This is a genomic window from Jannaschia sp. R86511 (genome assembly GCF_042466345.1).
GTDB lineage: Bacteria > Actinomycetota > Actinomycetes > Actinomycetales > JBBAYJ01 > Aquipuribacter.
The window spans coordinates 3,862,889-3,877,594 of the sequence record NZ_JAXHCD010000001.1 but is presented as its reverse complement, the minus strand read 5'-3'; the positions used below and the strand labels follow the sequence as shown (position 1 = coordinate 3,877,594).

The following is a 14,706-nucleotide window of genomic DNA, read 5'->3' as shown; positions in this document are numbered from 1 at the left end:
AGACACCGGCTCGCTCGGCGGAGGTTTTGCCCATGGCACCCATGATGACGGCGGTGGCGACGGTCGCGGCCCTGGGTCTGGTGCTCCTCAGCGCCGGGTGGGTCGCGGCCCGGTGTTGGCGCGCTCGGGAGCGGCCCGCCGACGGTCCGGTCGCAGGGTGGGTCCTGAGCCTGGGCATCTCGACGATCCTGTCGTTCGTCATGGGCCTGGTGATGACGGCGATCAACGTCCCCGTGTCGGCCTTCCCCCCGGCGTTCGTCACGTCCTTCGCGCTCGGCGTCCTCGTCTCCACGCCGACGGCGTACGTCGTGGTCCCCGTGGTGAGCCGGGTCGTGATGTCACCACCGCCGCGCGGGTTGGCCGTGTCAGGCGGTGACATGTGAGCACGGCGCCGCAGCCTGCCGCAGCCCGGGGCCGGCCACGCGGTCTTTCGGGTGCCGTGACGAGCCGAGCACCCGGCACGCTGTACCGGGGTGGTGCCGGCATGTGGTCCTGGGTGCTGCACCGCATCACCGGTGTCGTCCTGTTCTTCTTCCTCCTCATCCATGTCCTCGACACGGCGTTGGTGCGGGTCTCGCCCGAGGCCTACGACACCGTGATGTCCACCTACAAGAACCCTCTCGTGGGGGTGATGGAGATCGGCCTCGTCGGCGTCTTCCTGTTCCATGCCCTGAACGGGATCCGCGTCATCCTCGTGGACTTCTGGCGGCAGGGACCCCGGTTCCAGGTGCAGATGCTTCTGGGGTGTCGTCGGGGTGTGGGTCATCCTCATGGTGCCGTTCATCGTTCGTCACCTGGGCTTCGTCCTGGCATGACCGGCACCGGTCTACGACTCGCCGCTGGTCGGACTGCTGCAGGAACAGGTGAACGCCGAGCCTTTGGCGTTGGGTCGCTTCAGGAGACGACCCCTGACTGACACGGCTGGCCCTCGGAGAAGGCCGACGACGCAGAATCGGGGGTCGAGGGCCCCTGGACGCGCTGTCCGGCAGAGGATCGGTGATCGGGATGGACGCGGTGACGTCGCTGCCCCCGCTACGGCGCGCGGTCGCGGCCCCGAGTCCTGCCGCACCAGATCCTGGTCAGTAGTGGTAGCGAGCCGCGATGACCACGATCTCCCCGTCGGTGACGGTGTAGACGAGCCGGTGCTCCTGGTCGATGCGCCTCGACCAGCATCCCGACAGGTCTCCGGAGAGTCGTTCGGGCTTCCCCACGCCAGCACCGGGGTCGCGCGTGGCCTCCTCGATGAGACGGTTGATTCGTAGCAGCGTCTTCCGGTCGCCGGTCCACGAGGTGTAGTCCGCCCAGCCGCGGGTGGTGAAGCGGATCACCCCGGGAGCAGCTCGTGGGAGGCCACCTCACCGGCGTGTGCCTCGGCCAGGCTGGCACGTAGGTGCTCCGCGTTCGTCGGGGACTGCAGCAGGTAGCTGGTCTCCAGCAGCGAGCGGTAGACCTCGGCGGGAACCAGGAAGGCGGTGCCCTTCTTGGAGACGATCTCCACTGCTTCCATGTCTTCGTTGACCTGTTCGATCAGCGGGAACAATTGCGCGCGAGCCTGGCTGGCGGTGACTGACATGGCTCCTCCTGAAGTCGTACAACAAACGGTACTACACGCGGCCCTCCCGTCGACCTCCGCGGGTGCCAGGTGGGCGCAAGGCTCATCTGTCCTCACGGCTGCAGCTCGGACGGCTGACCAGGTTCCGCACGGTCCGTCGGTGTCCCAGAAGTCGATCCTCGTCCGGCGTCAGCAGCGTCGAGCCGCCAGCGCCGACCCCGCCCGACAGAATGCGCAGGGAGCCTGCTTCATCGCACCGGTGGGGCTACGTCGCTGCTCGAAGGAGGCGGAGGTTGCCGATCTCGGCGACGTTCTTCATCAGTTCCGCGTTGACCCAGGCCACAGTGTGGGCCTTGGTCAGGCCCGACTCGGCCTGCCATGGAAAGGCGGACGGCTTGTCCAGCTTCTCCTCTGTCAGGGTGTCGAGCACCTCCGCCCACTCCTCGTGCAACACATGAAGCCACTGCACGGTCGACTCGGCGTCGCCGGGCCACGCCACGTCGGTGCGGTTCCTGATGTCGCGACCGACTAAGTGGTCGGCGGCGGTGCCCCACCACCATCCGAGGTGCCAGGTCAGCCAGCCGATAGTGGGCACAGGGACCGGCTCCGGCTCCGGGACCTGCCAGTCGGGGAACCATCTGCCATCGTCCTCCTGGTGGACCGTCCAGCAAAGTGTCGCGGGCTCCCACAGGCAGTCCTCGGTGGTGAGGTCCGCAAGATGCACCTCCGCAAGTGCCCACGTCAGGTCCAGTTGCCAGCGCTGCAGCGTCAGTTCCTTCATGCCCGGCATCGTCTCAACCAGCGAACCCAGACTGCCGCCAATTTTGGGGCGTCCCGATCGGCCACGGTCCACCGGACGAGAATCACGGCGGACGCAGCGGCAGGCAGGGCCGGGCGCGAGCCGTCCCTACAGACCCGCCCGGTTGACCGTCCCGCTCGGCCCTTTCTGGTGTGAGCACCTCGTCCAGATCGGCCCCTCTGTCGGTGGGCATCATGTCGTGGCGGGCCTCGATGATCGCGCTGAGGAGTCGGACTGAGTGGTCGACGTCGCGGTCGGCTAGGTTGCCGTAGCCGATGACGAGAGCCTCCCCTGTGGCCTCAATGCAGTACCGGTTGAGCGCGACCAGTGCGATGTCCTGTCGCGCGGCCGCCTGAGCAACACCCGAGGCGAAGCTAGGGCCCACGGCCCCGTCGGGTGGGGACCCGGGCAGGTGGAGCAGCAGGTGCAGGCCGGCGGCGACACCGGACACAGTGGTCCCCGGCAGCCGCGCCCCTAACGCCTGAACGAGGGTGTCGCGGCGTGCCCGGTAGCGGCGACGTGCCGCCCTGAGGTGCCGGTCGTAGGCGCCGGACTCGATGAGCGCGGCAAGGGCCAGCTGGTCCAAGGTGGGCGGCACCGCCACCTCAGCACCGTCGGCCAACATCGCCCCGTCATGATCCCCACTACCGGCGGCGCCCCCGGCACCGGCGACCCCGCCCCGCTCCAACTTCCCGCCTCGCCAGCGGGCGGGGCCGACGAGCCACCCCAGACGCAGTGCCGGGCTGAGGGTCTTGGACACCGAGCCGACAAGGACCACGCGGTCCGGGCGCATCCCTTGCAGGGTCGCCACCGGGGCCCGGTCGTAGCGGAACTCCGCGTCGTAGTCGTCCTCCACGACCACGCCATCGACCCGGTCGGCCCAGGCCAGCAGCTCCCCCCGACGCGCCGGGGACAGCACCACGCCCTGCGGGAACTGGTGCGCGGGGGTGACGACGACAGCCCTGACCGGCGTTTGTCGCGCCGACAGCACGTCGACGCGGAGCCCGTGCTCGTCCACAGGGATAGCCACGACCTGCAGCCCCGCCCCGCGGATGACCTCGTGCAACCGGGTCCAGCCTGGGTCTTCGACGGCGACCTCGCGGATTCCCGCGGCTGCCAGTACCCGGCAGAGCTGCCTCACCCCGGCGGTTGCGCTGGTACGGATCTGCACTTCCGCGCCGTCGAGCGACACCCCCCGGCTGCGCTGCAGGTACCCGCCGAGCACCAGACGGCACCGAGGATGACCCGCCGGGTCCGGGTAAGCGAGCTCACCGGACGGCACGACCTGGGCCTCGCCGCTCAACGCCTTCGCCCAGGCGCGACGGGGGAACGCGCGGAGGTCCGGGAGCCCTGGAGACAAGTCGTAGCGGACCATGCCCGCCGAAGGCAGCCGCACCGAGGGTGGTCCGAGATGCCCGGTTCCCGACCACCGCACCCGGGTCGCCGAGCCGGTGCGGGACTCGAGGTAACCCTCGGCCACCAGCTGCGCGTAGGCCTCGGTGACCGTCCAGCGAGATACCCCCAGGTCCTCCGCGAGGCGCCTGCTCGGGGGTAGCACCGTCCCGACGGGCAGCCGCCCCGACCTGACAGCTGCGCGCAGCGCCCGCTTTAGCCGCTCGTTCAGTGGCCCTTGGCCCTGCTCGCTCAGGTCGACCAGCAGTTCCTGAGCCTGGCCGACCAGGCGGGCCTGCGTCGCGTGCTGAGCGCCCGGCTGAACCTGCCGCATATTGGTCTGTGAAACCTGCATCAAACCGTACCGTAGCAGCGGTCCGATCGTACTTACCGTCAGCGGCATGCCCACACGTCAGCCTCGCTCACACCCGCTGTACGCCGCCGCTGTCCGGCAATGGCACCTGGACTCCGGCGCGCTGTCGGCGCTCCCGGGTGCGCCCACCATCGCCACGCCGACCCGTCCACGGGCCCGTTGGCACGTGTGCTGGCGCGCGCTGGCACGCCCGGCTGGTCCCCGGGCGGTCTCGGCATCAGTCGGGCGATTCGCCTGGGCGCTGGCGTGTCGTGTCGTCGCCTACGGTCCACGAACCCTCGACGGTCCCGTTGCCGTGAGTGGGTCAAGGAAACAGGGCACCGATGACGACTGATCGGACCGGAGCACCGACGCCGCCAAAGGGTGGCCCGCGGTGCGGGACCTGTGGGCCTGCCGGGCCGCGTGTCTCGGCGCTCGGCCTGGGCACGTGGGCCCTGGGTGGGCCTTCCGCGGCCGGAGACCAGCCGTTGGGCTGGGGACGCAGATGGAGCAGGGCCGGAGCTCGCTATCGACGTCCCCCGGGTCACCGCGGCCACAAGCGGCTGAATGAGAATCAAGTCACATGCCTATGCGCACCTGACGTGCTCCCCGGCGACAGACAGCGGCCGCCGCTTCGAGGTGCGGGGCGGGCCAGCCACGTATGCGCCCCCGTGGGCCGGCCCCTCCTTCCCAGATGTCTGAAATACCTGCCCTGAGACGCGCCCCGACCGAGCACACCCCGCCGCACGTCCCACCGTGCTTGACGGTCGGGCGGCCACGATCGTGCGCGAAGTTCGCTCCGCTGGTCCGCCGATCGGCGGATGCTGGTGCTCCTGGGCCGTTCCTAGCGTGATGGGTATGAAGACAGGGCAGGATCGGGAGTCGACTCCGGCGGGCCGATCAGTGGCGCCGGACCTCGCTCGGGGCGTGATGCTCGCGCCGATCGCCATGGCGAACGTAATGATCTATCTGCACGCTCGCCCGTACGGGCTGCGCCAGCACATCGTGGAGACCGGGACGCTGGACCGCGCGGTGACCGCAGGGCTGGTGGTTCTCGTCGATGCCAGGTCGTACCCGTTGTTTGCCGCGCTGTTCGGGTACGGGCTCATCAGCCTCGCGCAACGCCAGCGGAACCGGGGGCTGGACGAGGTGGCGGTCCGGGCGCTACTGCGCCGACGCTCTTGGTGGCTGGTCTCATTCGGGGCCGCCCACGCCGTATTGGCGTTCTCCGGTGACGTACTCGGTTGGTACGGCGTCCTCGGGGTCGTCCTCGCCGCCCGGATAGGGGTCAGCGACCGGGTGCTGCTCTACACCGCGGCCCTCTGGCTGGTGCTGGCGGGCGTTGTGCAGGGTGTCGTTTATGCGAATCCTGGGGTGCGTACGCAGCGCAGCTTCCTGTGGTCGTTCGCCATAGAGGACCCCATCGAGGCAACTGCATGGCGGTCGCTCGAATGGGTGATGACCCCGTTCGGGCTGTTGGCCGTGCTCAGCCCGATGCTGATCGGGATGTGGGCCGCGCGGCGGAACCTGCTGGAGACCCCCTTGCGGCACCGGGTCCTGCTGGGGCGGGTCGCGGTGCTCGGGGTTGGGTCCGGAATCCTGAGCGGCGTCGGCATGGCCCTGGTCACCGTCGACGTCTGGAACGTTCCCTTCCCCGTCATCCTGGTCCTGTCGTGGCTGCACATCACCACGGGTGTGCTGTGCGGGCTGGGCTATGCGGCCTTGATCGCCTTGTGGGCGGAGCGGCTGGCGCGACGGTCGTCGCCTCCCCGTCCGGTTGCACTCCCACGGTTGGTCCAGGCGCTGCGAGCCGCCGGGGAAAGGTCCCTGAGCTGCTACCTCGCCCAGACCGTGGTGTTTGCCACGTTGCTGCCCGCCTGGTCGCTGGGATGGGGCGCCGACCTCTCGAGCTCCGGTGCCGTGGTCCTGGCCGTGTCCACTTGGGCTCTGACGGTGCTCGCCGCAGCGTGGCTCGGCCACCTGCACCGTCAGGGCCCGGCCGAGATGATGCTGCGTCGATTGACCTACGGCAGTACCTCCCGCCGGCAGCACTCCCGCGGCGGCTCGGTCCGTGCCAGCATCGGTTGATGGTCGTGGCCAGCGAAGAGCGGTCGCCCCTGAGTCGCACGGACCGGGTGTGGGTTCTGCTGCCCTACGCCTTGCTTGTGGTGTGTGCGGTTGTCGCGGCGGCTTCGGGTGACCTGGCCGACGTGTGGCCGGGAGCACTGACGGGTCTCGCAGCGGTCTTGGCCTGGCACGGCTGGTGGGTGCTCGTCCACCCGCAGTGGCTGGAGGTCCGGCTGGCCCCGATGGCGGTTTACTTCATTGGTCTCGTGGCTCTGACGGACTACCTGACATGCCTGAGCTTCACCTTCTTCCCGTTGTACTTGGTCTGCTACCCCATGGCGTTCGTCGCGCTGCCCGGCGCGTGGGCCTACGCAGGCGTCGGCCTGACCGCGCTCGTCGCAGTGACGGCTTTCCCGGGTGAGCGCTATTCCGTGGAGGACGTGGTTGTCGGTCTCGGTGCGGCGGCGCTGGTGTGCGTGGTCGGCGGAGCCATCCGCGCGCTGGAAGCGGAGACCGTCCGACGCCGTGCCGCGTTGGCCACGCTGGCCCGAACCCATGCCGACCTGGAACGGGCTCTGGCCGAGAACGTCGCCCTGCAGGACCGGCTCGTCACCGAGGCACGTCAGGCCGGAACCCTCGCCGAGCGCAGCCGCCTGGCCGGGGAAATTCACGACACCCTGGCCGCCGGGCTCGCCGGTGTCGTCAGCCAGCTCGAAGCCATGAACGCTGAGCTGCCACCGGACCATCCACTCCGAGCCCGGGTCGACCGCAGCGCAGACCTGGCCCGCGACACCCTGCAGGAAGCTAGGCGCTCGGTACGGGCCCTGCGCCCCGGCGCGCTGACCCGCACGGCCCTGCCGGGCGCGCTGCGCGCGACAGTCGAGCAGTTCGAGCAAGCCCACCGTCTCCCCGTTCACCTGCGGATCACGGGAGACACCACCCCCGTGCCCACACGGGTCGAAGACGTTCTCCTGCGGGCGGCGCACGAGGCCTTGACCAACACGGCCCGCCACGCGCGGGCGAGCAGCGCCCACGTCACGCTGTCCTTCTTCGGCGATGCCATCGCCGTGGATGTGGCCGACGATGGCACCGGTACCCAGTCCGACGACCCGGGCCTGACGGGTGTGACGGGTCGCGGGGGTACAGGGGGTGGAACGGGGGCGCCGGGGGGTGGTCATGGCCTGTCCATCATGCGCGAGCGCGTCGAGGCTCTCGGGGGTCAGGTGCAGGTGGACAGCTCTCCGACCGGCGGCACGACGGTTACCGCCACGGTGCCGCTCCTGCCGCGGCCTGTCGATGCCTGAGCCGGTCCGCGTGTTGGTGGTCGACGACCACCCGGTGGTTCGCGACGGCCTACGGGGGCAGCTCGACAGTCAGGACGACCTCTTGGTCGTCGGTGAGGCGGCCGGCGCCGAAGAGGCGCTGGCGGTCCTGTCCGTCCGCACGGTCGACGTCGTTTTGACTGACCTGAGGATGCCCGGCATCGGCGGGGTCGAACTGATCCGCGCCATCCACGCACGTCATCCGGGCACAGAGGTCCTGGTGCTGACGACCTACGACACGGAGGAAGAGGTCCGGGCAGCGATGGCCGCCGGCGCACGCGGGTACCTGCTCAAGGACACCCATCGCGAGACCCTCTTCGCCGCGGTTCGTGCAACGCGGGACGGGAGAGCTACCTTGTCGCCGACCGTACGAGGGCGGCTGAGCACCCCACCGGCGGCCGCCCTGCTCAGCGACCGGGAGGTCGAGGTCCTCCGCCTGGTCGCGGCCGGGCGAACGAACCGGCAGATCGCCGCGGCCCTGTTCATCGGCGAGGCCACCGTCAAGACCCACGTGCAGCACATCCTGAGCCGGCTTCGGGTGAGCGACCGAGCCGCGGCCGTCGCCGCCGGATTCCGCACAGGGCTGCTGTGAGTCGCCTCCGAGGCCAGGCGCGGATCGGTGACCGGTACGGCACCGTCGGATGCGACCCGGTGCAGGACGCGTCGTCGAGCCTAGGATCACCCGGGGGCGGAGGATGACCCCTGCCCGCCGACCACATCACATGGTCAGGTTTGCTGGCCTCGCCCGGAACGTCGCCGGCGTTGCCCTGCGTGGTCTCCTGCTCTCGGTCGCCGCGGCTGCCGTGGTGGTCGCCACCGCGGCGCTGCTGGGTTCATGGCCGGCAGCCGTGCTCAGTGGGTTCGGCGCGTGCGTCGTCGGTGCCGTCGCCTGGTGTCGCTGGGTGGCCGTGCGGAGCAGGCGGACCTCCCGCGCGCGTGGTCGACGCGTCGCACCGCCGCCGATACTGGCCCGCCCGGTCCTCGGTCCGGCCCTACTCACTGTGGTCGCTGTTGGGGTCTCACTGGGCTGGGCCACCCCCCACCGCCCTCCACACCCCGACACGATGACGCCCGACGAGATCGACGGGCGCCTCTGGCTCGCCGGTGTCGGCGGCACACAACTGGCGGCGCACGTCACCCGCGCCAGTGCCGGTCCACCGACCCAGCCGCCGCTGGTCTACGTGCACGGTGGTCCGGGTGTCGCGGACATGGCTCATGACGTCCCAGTGCTGGCAGGGCTGGCTACCGTGAGGGACGTCTGGGTGTACGACCAGATCGGGGCCGGGGCCTCCGACCGCCTCGCAGACCCGTCGGGTTACACGATGCGGCGGGCGGTGTCTGATCTGGAGGCCGTGGCTGATGCAGCCACGGCCACCTCGGGGCACGACGACGTCGTCCTTCTGGGCCACTCGTGGGGCGCCGGAGTGGCCAGCGTCTTCGCGGCCGAGCAACCGGACCGCGTCGCGGCCCTCGTCCTGAGCGCACCCGGCCAGAGTCCGCTGGGCGCCGCGCCCGCCGTCAGCGGCGACCCCACGGCTGGCCTGTCTACCCGTGACACCCTGCGGCTCTACGCCGAGCTCGCAAAGCCGCGGAATACGTTCGTGTACGCCCTCACCGCTGCTGCACCGGATGTCGCGCACGTCGCCGCAGGCGACCACGAGATGGACCGGCGATTCGCGGCCGTCTACGACCTCACGACAGCCGCCATGTTCTGCGATCCTGGTCTCCAGGATCGCTTGGGTGTCCAAGGGGCCGGCTACTACGCGAACCAGATGCCACAGCTGCACGACCGGTCGCCCATCACCGTCCTCAACCGACAGGCCATCGACGAGCTACCCGTCCTTGTGCTGAGACCCGAGTGCGACTACCTGACCCGCGAGATGACGACCAGCAACATCCAGGTCTTCCCGCAGGCGCGTTTCGTCGTGCTCCCGAGAGCGGGGCACGCCGCCCACCACGAGCGCCCCGACAGCTACCGTCGCGTGGTCGCGTCTTTCCTCAACAGTGCATTGCACTGAAATGCAACCAGGCAGGCCCCGCGACTGTTGGGAGTCAGTCAGCCGGTCGCTGGGGTGTAGCGCAGCGACAGGGTGCCACTGGCGAGTGCCCGGTGCTCGGTCAGGCGGAGCCCAACCCGCTCGGCGGGCATATCCTGGAAGAGGCGGGGACCCGAGCCGACCACGATGGGGAACACTGTGAGCGCCAACTCGTCGAGCAGGCCGTGCGCGAGCAACCACCGAACGAGCATCGGGCTGCCGAGGACTAGGATTCCGCGGCCCGGTGAACGCTTGAGCGCCCTAACTCCGGCGGTGACGTCCCCACCGATAATCCTTGCTCCCTCCCAATCCAAGTCCTGATCAGACAACGTCGTGGAAACGACGTGCTTTGGCTTTGAGTCCAGGAATGGCAAAACCGGGGAGTCCGGGTGCTCGGTCCGCAGGCGCGCGTAACCCTCATAGGAGACTCGGCCCATCAGCAGGTCGTCAATACCGCTGTTGTTGGAGATTTCGTGCATGAGCTCCGCGTCAAAGTAGGTAAACTGCCAGTCGTCGTCTGCGTCAACGATGCCGTCGAGTGAGGTGAAGAGTCCAGTTGTGATCTTGCGCATTTTTGGTCCTTTCCATTGGGTCCTGGTGTTGACCGTTGTCAGACCTCTGCTGAGATCACGTGATGATGTTCACGGTGTCAGCATCGGATGCTTCTCATTTGGCGATGGAACGGACCGGCTAGGTCGGCCCGGATGCCTTCTCGGATGTAGCTGACCGTGCGGCCGTACCCCGGCGGAAGCTGTACTCGACGGTGACGAACTTCGGCATGAATCACACTCTTCCTCGTGGCAACGATGGGTTGTCCACGTCTACGACGTCCGGACTACGACAAAGTCATCGGTCCTGGTCGACCCTCTGCCTCGACGGGGCATGGGGGCCAGGCGACCTGCCACCGGCGACACCCTGGATCGTGAGGGGCCGGTAGCGGCGCCTCTGGGTGGGTGAGAGCGATCATCCCAGCTGCTGCTCGCGACTCCTGGAGTTGCGGATTATGCGCGGAGCCGAACCGGGGCTGTCAGGTCAGATCCTGCACCGGGGTTATCTGGGGTAGATGGATGAGTACATCAACCGCGGTGCTGAGGTTGTTGACGGCGAGGTAGTGACGTTCGTCTTCGTCGGGGCGATACATGCCGGAGATCATCCGCGACGGGTGGGTGTCCGCGAGCCACCGGAGGACGTGATCTGGCGCTGGGCCGGCGAGATCGATGATGCACGCCCCGCCCACCGCGTCGGCGACCCGCTGCAGCGTCGCGTCGAGGCTCCCTGCCGCGGGCGTGGGCAGCTGCAGATTTCTGATCGCGCCGGACCCGAAGGTCGTGACCACGCAGCGGTAGTTCGGTCCCAGGTGTTCGCGTAGCCGCCCGCCGAACGTTCGACCGTGGGCCATCAGGTGGGCGATGCCGTCCCACACGACCGCGCGACGCCCGGTGGCTGCGAGGTGGTCCACGAGGCGGTCCGCGGCGGCGATGTCCTCAGCCAGCGCGTCGTGGCCCTGGCTGAGCGAGGTGGCGTGGAAGTCGATGATGCGGTCCAGCCCGGTCAGCGCCTGTGCCCGCGCCCGGGCGTCAGTGCCGTCGGCGGACTCGACGAGACCACGGGCTCGGCGCGCCAGGTCCACATACGGCGGGCCGTGCCATCGCCCGTGGGCGCGTTCGACGTGCTCACCTCCGTCGTGGGCGACGCGGATCGTCTCCAGCAGCTCCCGCACCTGCCCGTGCCCGTCGGTTCCAGCGGTCAGGGCGAGGACGTGGTCGTAGTCGGCCGGGACGGCCTTCGGTCGAAAGACCCCTCGTACCTCCACCTGCTGGCCGGGGTCGTCTGGATGCGCGAGGTTGTGGTCGCGGAGCCAGGTCAACAGGAGGCGGACGGGCTCCACACGCCAGGGTCCCCACGCGTCCGCGAGCACGGCGTCGAGATCCTCCACGGGGTCGACGCTGGCCGAGGTGCGGACCCAGCGGTCCAGGCGTTCACCGATCTCGGTGCTGTCCTGAAGCACGACCGTTCCGAAGCCCCGCGCAACAAGTGCACGCAGGAGTTCGGTCTGAACGGCGGTTGTCTCCGCAGCCTCGCGGGTGGTGGGGCCGAGGCCCACCTGTCTCGCCCCGGGTTCAGTGGAGGCTCGGAACTGACGCCTCGACGGTAGTCGGGGCGAGGTTGGGACGGTCCTGCGTGTCGATCTGAGACCCATGGGCGGCCTCGTGCTGTGCCTCGAGCTCGGCGGGTGGGACGAGGCCGATCTCGCCGTGCAGGCGCCGGTGGTTGAACCAGTCGATGTACTCCGCGACGGCGATCTCGAGGTCGTCGATGGACTTCCAGGGGCCCTTGTTCCGGACCAGCTCGGCCTTGAAGAGGGAGTTGAACGCCTCGGCCAGGGCATTGTCATACGAGTCCCCAGTGGACCCGACCGAGGCGACGGCGCCGGCCTCGGCGAGGCGCTGGGTGTAGCGAACAGCGACGTACTGGACGCCCTTGTCGCTGTGGTGGGTCAGGCCGGTGACGTCCTGGCCGGCGTGCTGGCGTGTCCAGATCCCCATCTCCAAGGCGTCCAGGGCGAGGTCGGTGCGAAGGTTCTTCGACAGCTGCCAGCCCACGACCCGGCGACTGAAGACATCGATGACGAACGCTGCGTAGACCCAGCCGGTGAAGGTGCGGCAGTACGTGATGTCGGCGACCCAGAGCTGGTTCGGGGCCGTCGCGGTGAACGCCCGCTGCACGAGGTCTGGTCGGGTGTCCGGGCCGTCGCCGGGGACGGTCGTGCGCGGACCCTTGGCGCGCGTGATCCCGCGCAGCCCAGCGGCGCGCATGAGCCGTTCGACGGTGCAGCGGGCGACCGGTCGGGGCCCGTCGCCGCGGTCGACGACGTGACCTTCCCGACGCAGCTCCGCATGCACCTTCTTCGCTCCGTAGACGCCGTAGTTGAGCGCGTGCAGCGTGCGGATGGCCTCGGTCGTGACCGCGTCCTGACGGCTGCGCTGCGAGGGTGGCCGGACCTTGGCGGCGTAGTAGGTGCTCGGGGCGATCGTGACGCCGGCCTCGGTCAGGGCGGTGCAGATCGGCTCGACCCCGTGCTCGGTCTTGTGGGCGTCGATGTAGTCGACGATCACCGCTGTGGGCGGTCGAGCTCCGCCGCGAAGAAAGCCGACGCGCTGCGCAGGATCGCGTTCGTCCGGCGCAGCTCCTTGACCTCACGCTCCAGCTCGCTCAGCCGTTGCGCGTCGGTCGTCGTCGTGCCCGCGCGGGCGCCCTCGTCGACCTCGACCTGGGTGACCCAGCCCCGCAGCGTCTCCGGGTTGATGCCCAGCTGCTCGCCGATCCGCCTGCACGCACCCGGCCTGCTCGCCGGGTCCTTCCGGGCGTCGACGGTCAGCCTGATGGCCCGCTCCCGCAGCTCGTCGGGGTACTTCCGTGGTGCTGCCATGGCTCTCATCCTCCGTGGATTGAGAGCCTCCATCAATCCCGGGGCGAGACACAGGTCGGGCCGGCTGTTGTCCTGCGTCACCCAGCGCGCGATAGCTGGGGAGCGGCGAGTGGGCCGGGTGCTGCCCGCGATCACCGCCACCCGCAGGGGCTTCCCCGCCGAGGTCGTGGTGTCCGAGGTCGTGGTGTCCGAGGTCGTAAAGGTGTCCATGGATGCGACGCTAGGACTTGAACAATAGTTCAAGTCAAGGGAGGCTGAACGCCATGACCAGCACCACAGCCACTGCGCATACCCTCACCGTCGGCCAGGTCGCCGAGGCTAGTGGCGTGGCCACCTCGGCCGTGCGCTTCTATGAGCGCCAGGGTCTCCTCACCTCGTTGCGGACCAGCGGCAACCAACGTCGCTACGATGAGTACGCCCCGTGCATGGTGCGGATCTGCCGGGTCGCTCAGCGCGTCGGGCTAACCGTTCAGGAGGTCGTCGCCCTATTCGAGGCACTCCCCGCGGAGCCCACCAAGGCTGACTGGCAGTCGTTGACCGAGCAGCTCGTCAGCGCAGCCGAGGGCCGCATTTTCGAACTGCGCCAGGCCCTGAACGATCTCGGATCTGGCCAACCGCTTTGCAAACTGCCTGTCGCTGGGGAGGCCTGAGCCGAGCCTGGCGCGGCCGGTGGCTGATCGGTGTCCAGTGGCGCGTCCCTGGAGTTGTTGTGTGGTCACGGGGTTGGCCCTGAGGAACGAAAGGGGACTCGTGGTGGCAGTGGCAGTGGCAGTGGCTCATCGACCGCGGTCACCCGGCCGGTCGCAATGCCAGGCTGGCAGGCACGGTCGGATGTACGGCTGTACGGCTGTACGGCTGTACGGCTGTACGGCTGTACGGCTGTACGGCTGTACGGCTGTGCGCCGGTCGACGTCGACGTCGCTTGGTGCCTCATTCGTTCAGCGCATGTCTCTGGCGTGACGGGTGAGCGCGTCCACGACCATCCGGAGTCGGTGGGCGTCGTTGAAGAGGTGTGCCCGAAACCCAAGCTCAGTTGCCACTTCGACGTTCCGAGGGGAGTCGTCGACAACCAGCACAGAGGCGGCCTCGAGCTGCTTTCCGTGCACCCGGGACAGCGACCGGACGGCATACCGGAACGCCTCGGGCTCCGGCTTCGCGACGCCGGTACCAGCGGAGCTCACGACAGCATCGACCTCATCCGTCAACCGCAGCCGTTCGAGGTCCTTAGGAAGGCGGCTGGTGGCGTTGGTGAAGATGACGACAGGAACCTTCTGACGGAGGTGTCGCACGATGGCGAGGACCTCCTTGTCCACCACACCCCGGTCGCGCCCCCACCGCTTGATCGTCTGATAAGCCCGGAGACGGTCACCGTGCGCTGCCGCCAGGCGGACAGCGATGTTGCGGCACCACTGCTCGTGAGTGATGGCGCCGGTGAGGGCTGGTTCCAACAATTCGGGATCGAAGGCGACGGCAGCCACGGACCCCACCGGGTAGTCATGATCCCGCTCGATCATGGCTTGGGCAGGAAAGCGACGGAGCACTCCGTCGAGGTCCAGGAGAACCCCGCCAAGCGGAAGATCAGGTGCGCCTGGCTTCATGTCCCTGGTCAAGATCATTCTTCCCTCGGTGGACGGCATGCGGAGCGTCGACAGCCTCGCCGCTGCGGTCGGTCGTACCGGGCCACGGGGAGACTGCTCCTGACATGCGGCCCAGACTTGCCAGTCGAGTCGGCCATCCCATGCTACGGAGCATGGAC

The 14,706-nt window shown here is 69.0% G+C and carries 15 protein-coding genes and 1 other annotated feature; of the genes, 7 read left to right on the top strand and 8 right to left on the bottom strand.

Annotation, left to right across the window (positions count from 1 at the left end; genetic code table 11):
• Positions 1 to 32 precede the first annotated feature (32 nt).
• Positions 33 to 383 carry a DUF2798 domain-containing protein gene (locus tag SJY06_RS18075; protein ID WP_380168922.1) on the top strand — a complete coding sequence of 117 codons (351 nt, stop codon included), beginning with the start codon at positions 33 to 35 and terminating at the stop codon, positions 381 to 383.
• 113 nt (positions 384 to 496) lie between these two features.
• Positions 497 to 916, top strand: a complete 420-nt coding sequence (gene sdhC / locus SJY06_RS18070) for a succinate dehydrogenase, cytochrome b556 subunit (RefSeq protein WP_380168921.1) — start codon at positions 497 to 499, stop codon at positions 914 to 916.
• A 163-nt stretch (positions 917 to 1,079) separates the two neighbouring features.
• Here the strand turns inward: sdhC and SJY06_RS18065 are convergent, their stop codons facing one another.
• The 4 genes from SJY06_RS18065 to SJY06_RS18050 all read right to left on the bottom strand — a co-directional run bounded on the left by SJY06_RS18065 (position 1,080) and on the right by SJY06_RS18050 (position 4,146).
• Positions 1,080 to 1,328 carry a Txe/YoeB family addiction module toxin gene (locus SJY06_RS18065; RefSeq protein ID WP_380168920.1) on the bottom strand — a complete coding sequence of 83 codons (249 nt, stop codon included), beginning with the start codon at positions 1,326 to 1,328 and terminating at the stop codon, positions 1,080 to 1,082.
• Positions 1,325 to 1,573 carry a type II toxin-antitoxin system Phd/YefM family antitoxin gene (locus SJY06_RS18060; protein ID WP_380168919.1) on the bottom strand — a complete coding sequence of 83 codons (249 nt, stop codon included), beginning with the start codon at positions 1,571 to 1,573 and terminating at the stop codon, positions 1,325 to 1,327. The genes SJY06_RS18065 and SJY06_RS18060 overlap by 4 nt, the downstream gene beginning before the upstream one ends.
• Positions 1,574 to 1,817: 244 nt before the next feature.
• Positions 1,818 to 2,333: a DinB family protein gene (locus tag SJY06_RS18055; protein ID WP_380168918.1), complete on the bottom strand. Its 516-nt coding sequence runs from the start codon at positions 2,331 to 2,333 to the stop codon at positions 1,818 to 1,820.
• An 82-nt stretch (positions 2,334 to 2,415) separates the two neighbouring features.
• Positions 2,416 to 4,146 carry a PLP-dependent aminotransferase family protein gene (locus SJY06_RS18050; protein ID WP_380169730.1) on the bottom strand — a complete coding sequence of 577 codons (1,731 nt, stop codon included), beginning with the start codon at positions 4,144 to 4,146 and terminating at the stop codon, positions 2,416 to 2,418.
• 807 nt (positions 4,147 to 4,953) lie between these two features.
• Between SJY06_RS18050 and SJY06_RS18045 the strand changes: the two genes are divergently transcribed.
• The 4 genes from SJY06_RS18045 to SJY06_RS18030 all read left to right on the top strand — a co-directional run bounded on the left by SJY06_RS18045 (position 4,954) and on the right by SJY06_RS18030 (position 9,502).
• Positions 4,954 to 6,183 (top strand): DUF418 domain-containing protein, encoded by a 1,230-nt coding sequence (locus tag SJY06_RS18045; RefSeq protein ID WP_380168917.1) that lies wholly within the window; start codon positions 4,954 to 4,956, stop codon positions 6,181 to 6,183.
• Entirely contained in the window at positions 6,183 to 7,466 is a 1,284-nt protein-coding gene (locus tag SJY06_RS18040) for a sensor histidine kinase (RefSeq protein WP_380168916.1), read from the top strand. The genes SJY06_RS18045 and SJY06_RS18040 overlap by 1 nt, the downstream gene beginning before the upstream one ends.
• A gap of 10 nt (positions 7,467 to 7,476) precedes the next feature.
• Entirely contained in the window at positions 7,477 to 8,076 is a 600-nt protein-coding gene (locus tag SJY06_RS18035; protein ID WP_380168915.1) for a response regulator, read from the top strand.
• A 472-nt stretch (positions 8,077 to 8,548) separates the two neighbouring features.
• A complete protein-coding gene (locus SJY06_RS18030) occupies positions 8,549 to 9,502 on the top strand; it encodes an alpha/beta fold hydrolase (RefSeq protein WP_380168914.1) in 954 nt (317 codons plus the stop codon).
• A gap of 38 nt (positions 9,503 to 9,540) precedes the next feature.
• On the opposite strand, the gene SJY06_RS18025 is transcribed toward SJY06_RS18030, so the two are convergent.
• The 3 genes from SJY06_RS18025 to SJY06_RS18015 form a co-directional block, all read right to left on the bottom strand.
• On the bottom strand, positions 9,541 to 10,092 hold the full coding sequence (locus SJY06_RS18025; RefSeq protein WP_380168913.1) for a dihydrofolate reductase family protein: 552 nt from the start codon (positions 10,090 to 10,092) through the stop codon (positions 9,541 to 9,543).
• A 455-nt stretch (positions 10,093 to 10,547) separates the two neighbouring features.
• A complete protein-coding gene (locus SJY06_RS18020) occupies positions 10,548 to 11,624 on the bottom strand; it encodes an erythromycin esterase family protein (protein WP_380168912.1) in 1,077 nt (358 codons plus the stop codon).
• Between the two features lie 16 nt (positions 11,625 to 11,640).
• Positions 11,641 to 12,950 (bottom strand): IS3 family transposase gene (locus tag SJY06_RS18015; protein WP_380163351.1). Its coding sequence is split into 2 segments (ribosomal slippage): positions 11,641 to 12,671 and positions 12,671 to 12,950, totalling 1,311 coding nucleotides; the frame shifts between segments, so codons are not numbered across the junction.
• Positions 12,544 to 12,672: a sequence feature (AL1L pseudoknot), on the bottom strand. Its footprint overlaps the gene before it by 129 nt.
• A gap of 263 nt (positions 12,951 to 13,213) precedes the next feature.
• Here SJY06_RS18015 and SJY06_RS18010 point away from each other — a divergent pair.
• Entirely contained in the window at positions 13,214 to 13,600 is a 387-nt protein-coding gene (locus SJY06_RS18010; RefSeq protein WP_380168911.1) for a MerR family DNA-binding transcriptional regulator, read from the top strand.
• 288 nt (positions 13,601 to 13,888) lie between these two features.
• On the opposite strand, the gene SJY06_RS18005 is transcribed toward SJY06_RS18010, so the two are convergent.
• Positions 13,889 to 14,587: an HAD family hydrolase gene (locus SJY06_RS18005; RefSeq protein ID WP_380168910.1), complete on the bottom strand. Its 699-nt coding sequence runs from the start codon at positions 14,585 to 14,587 to the stop codon at positions 13,889 to 13,891.
• Between the last annotated feature and the right edge of the window lie 119 nt (positions 14,588 to 14,706).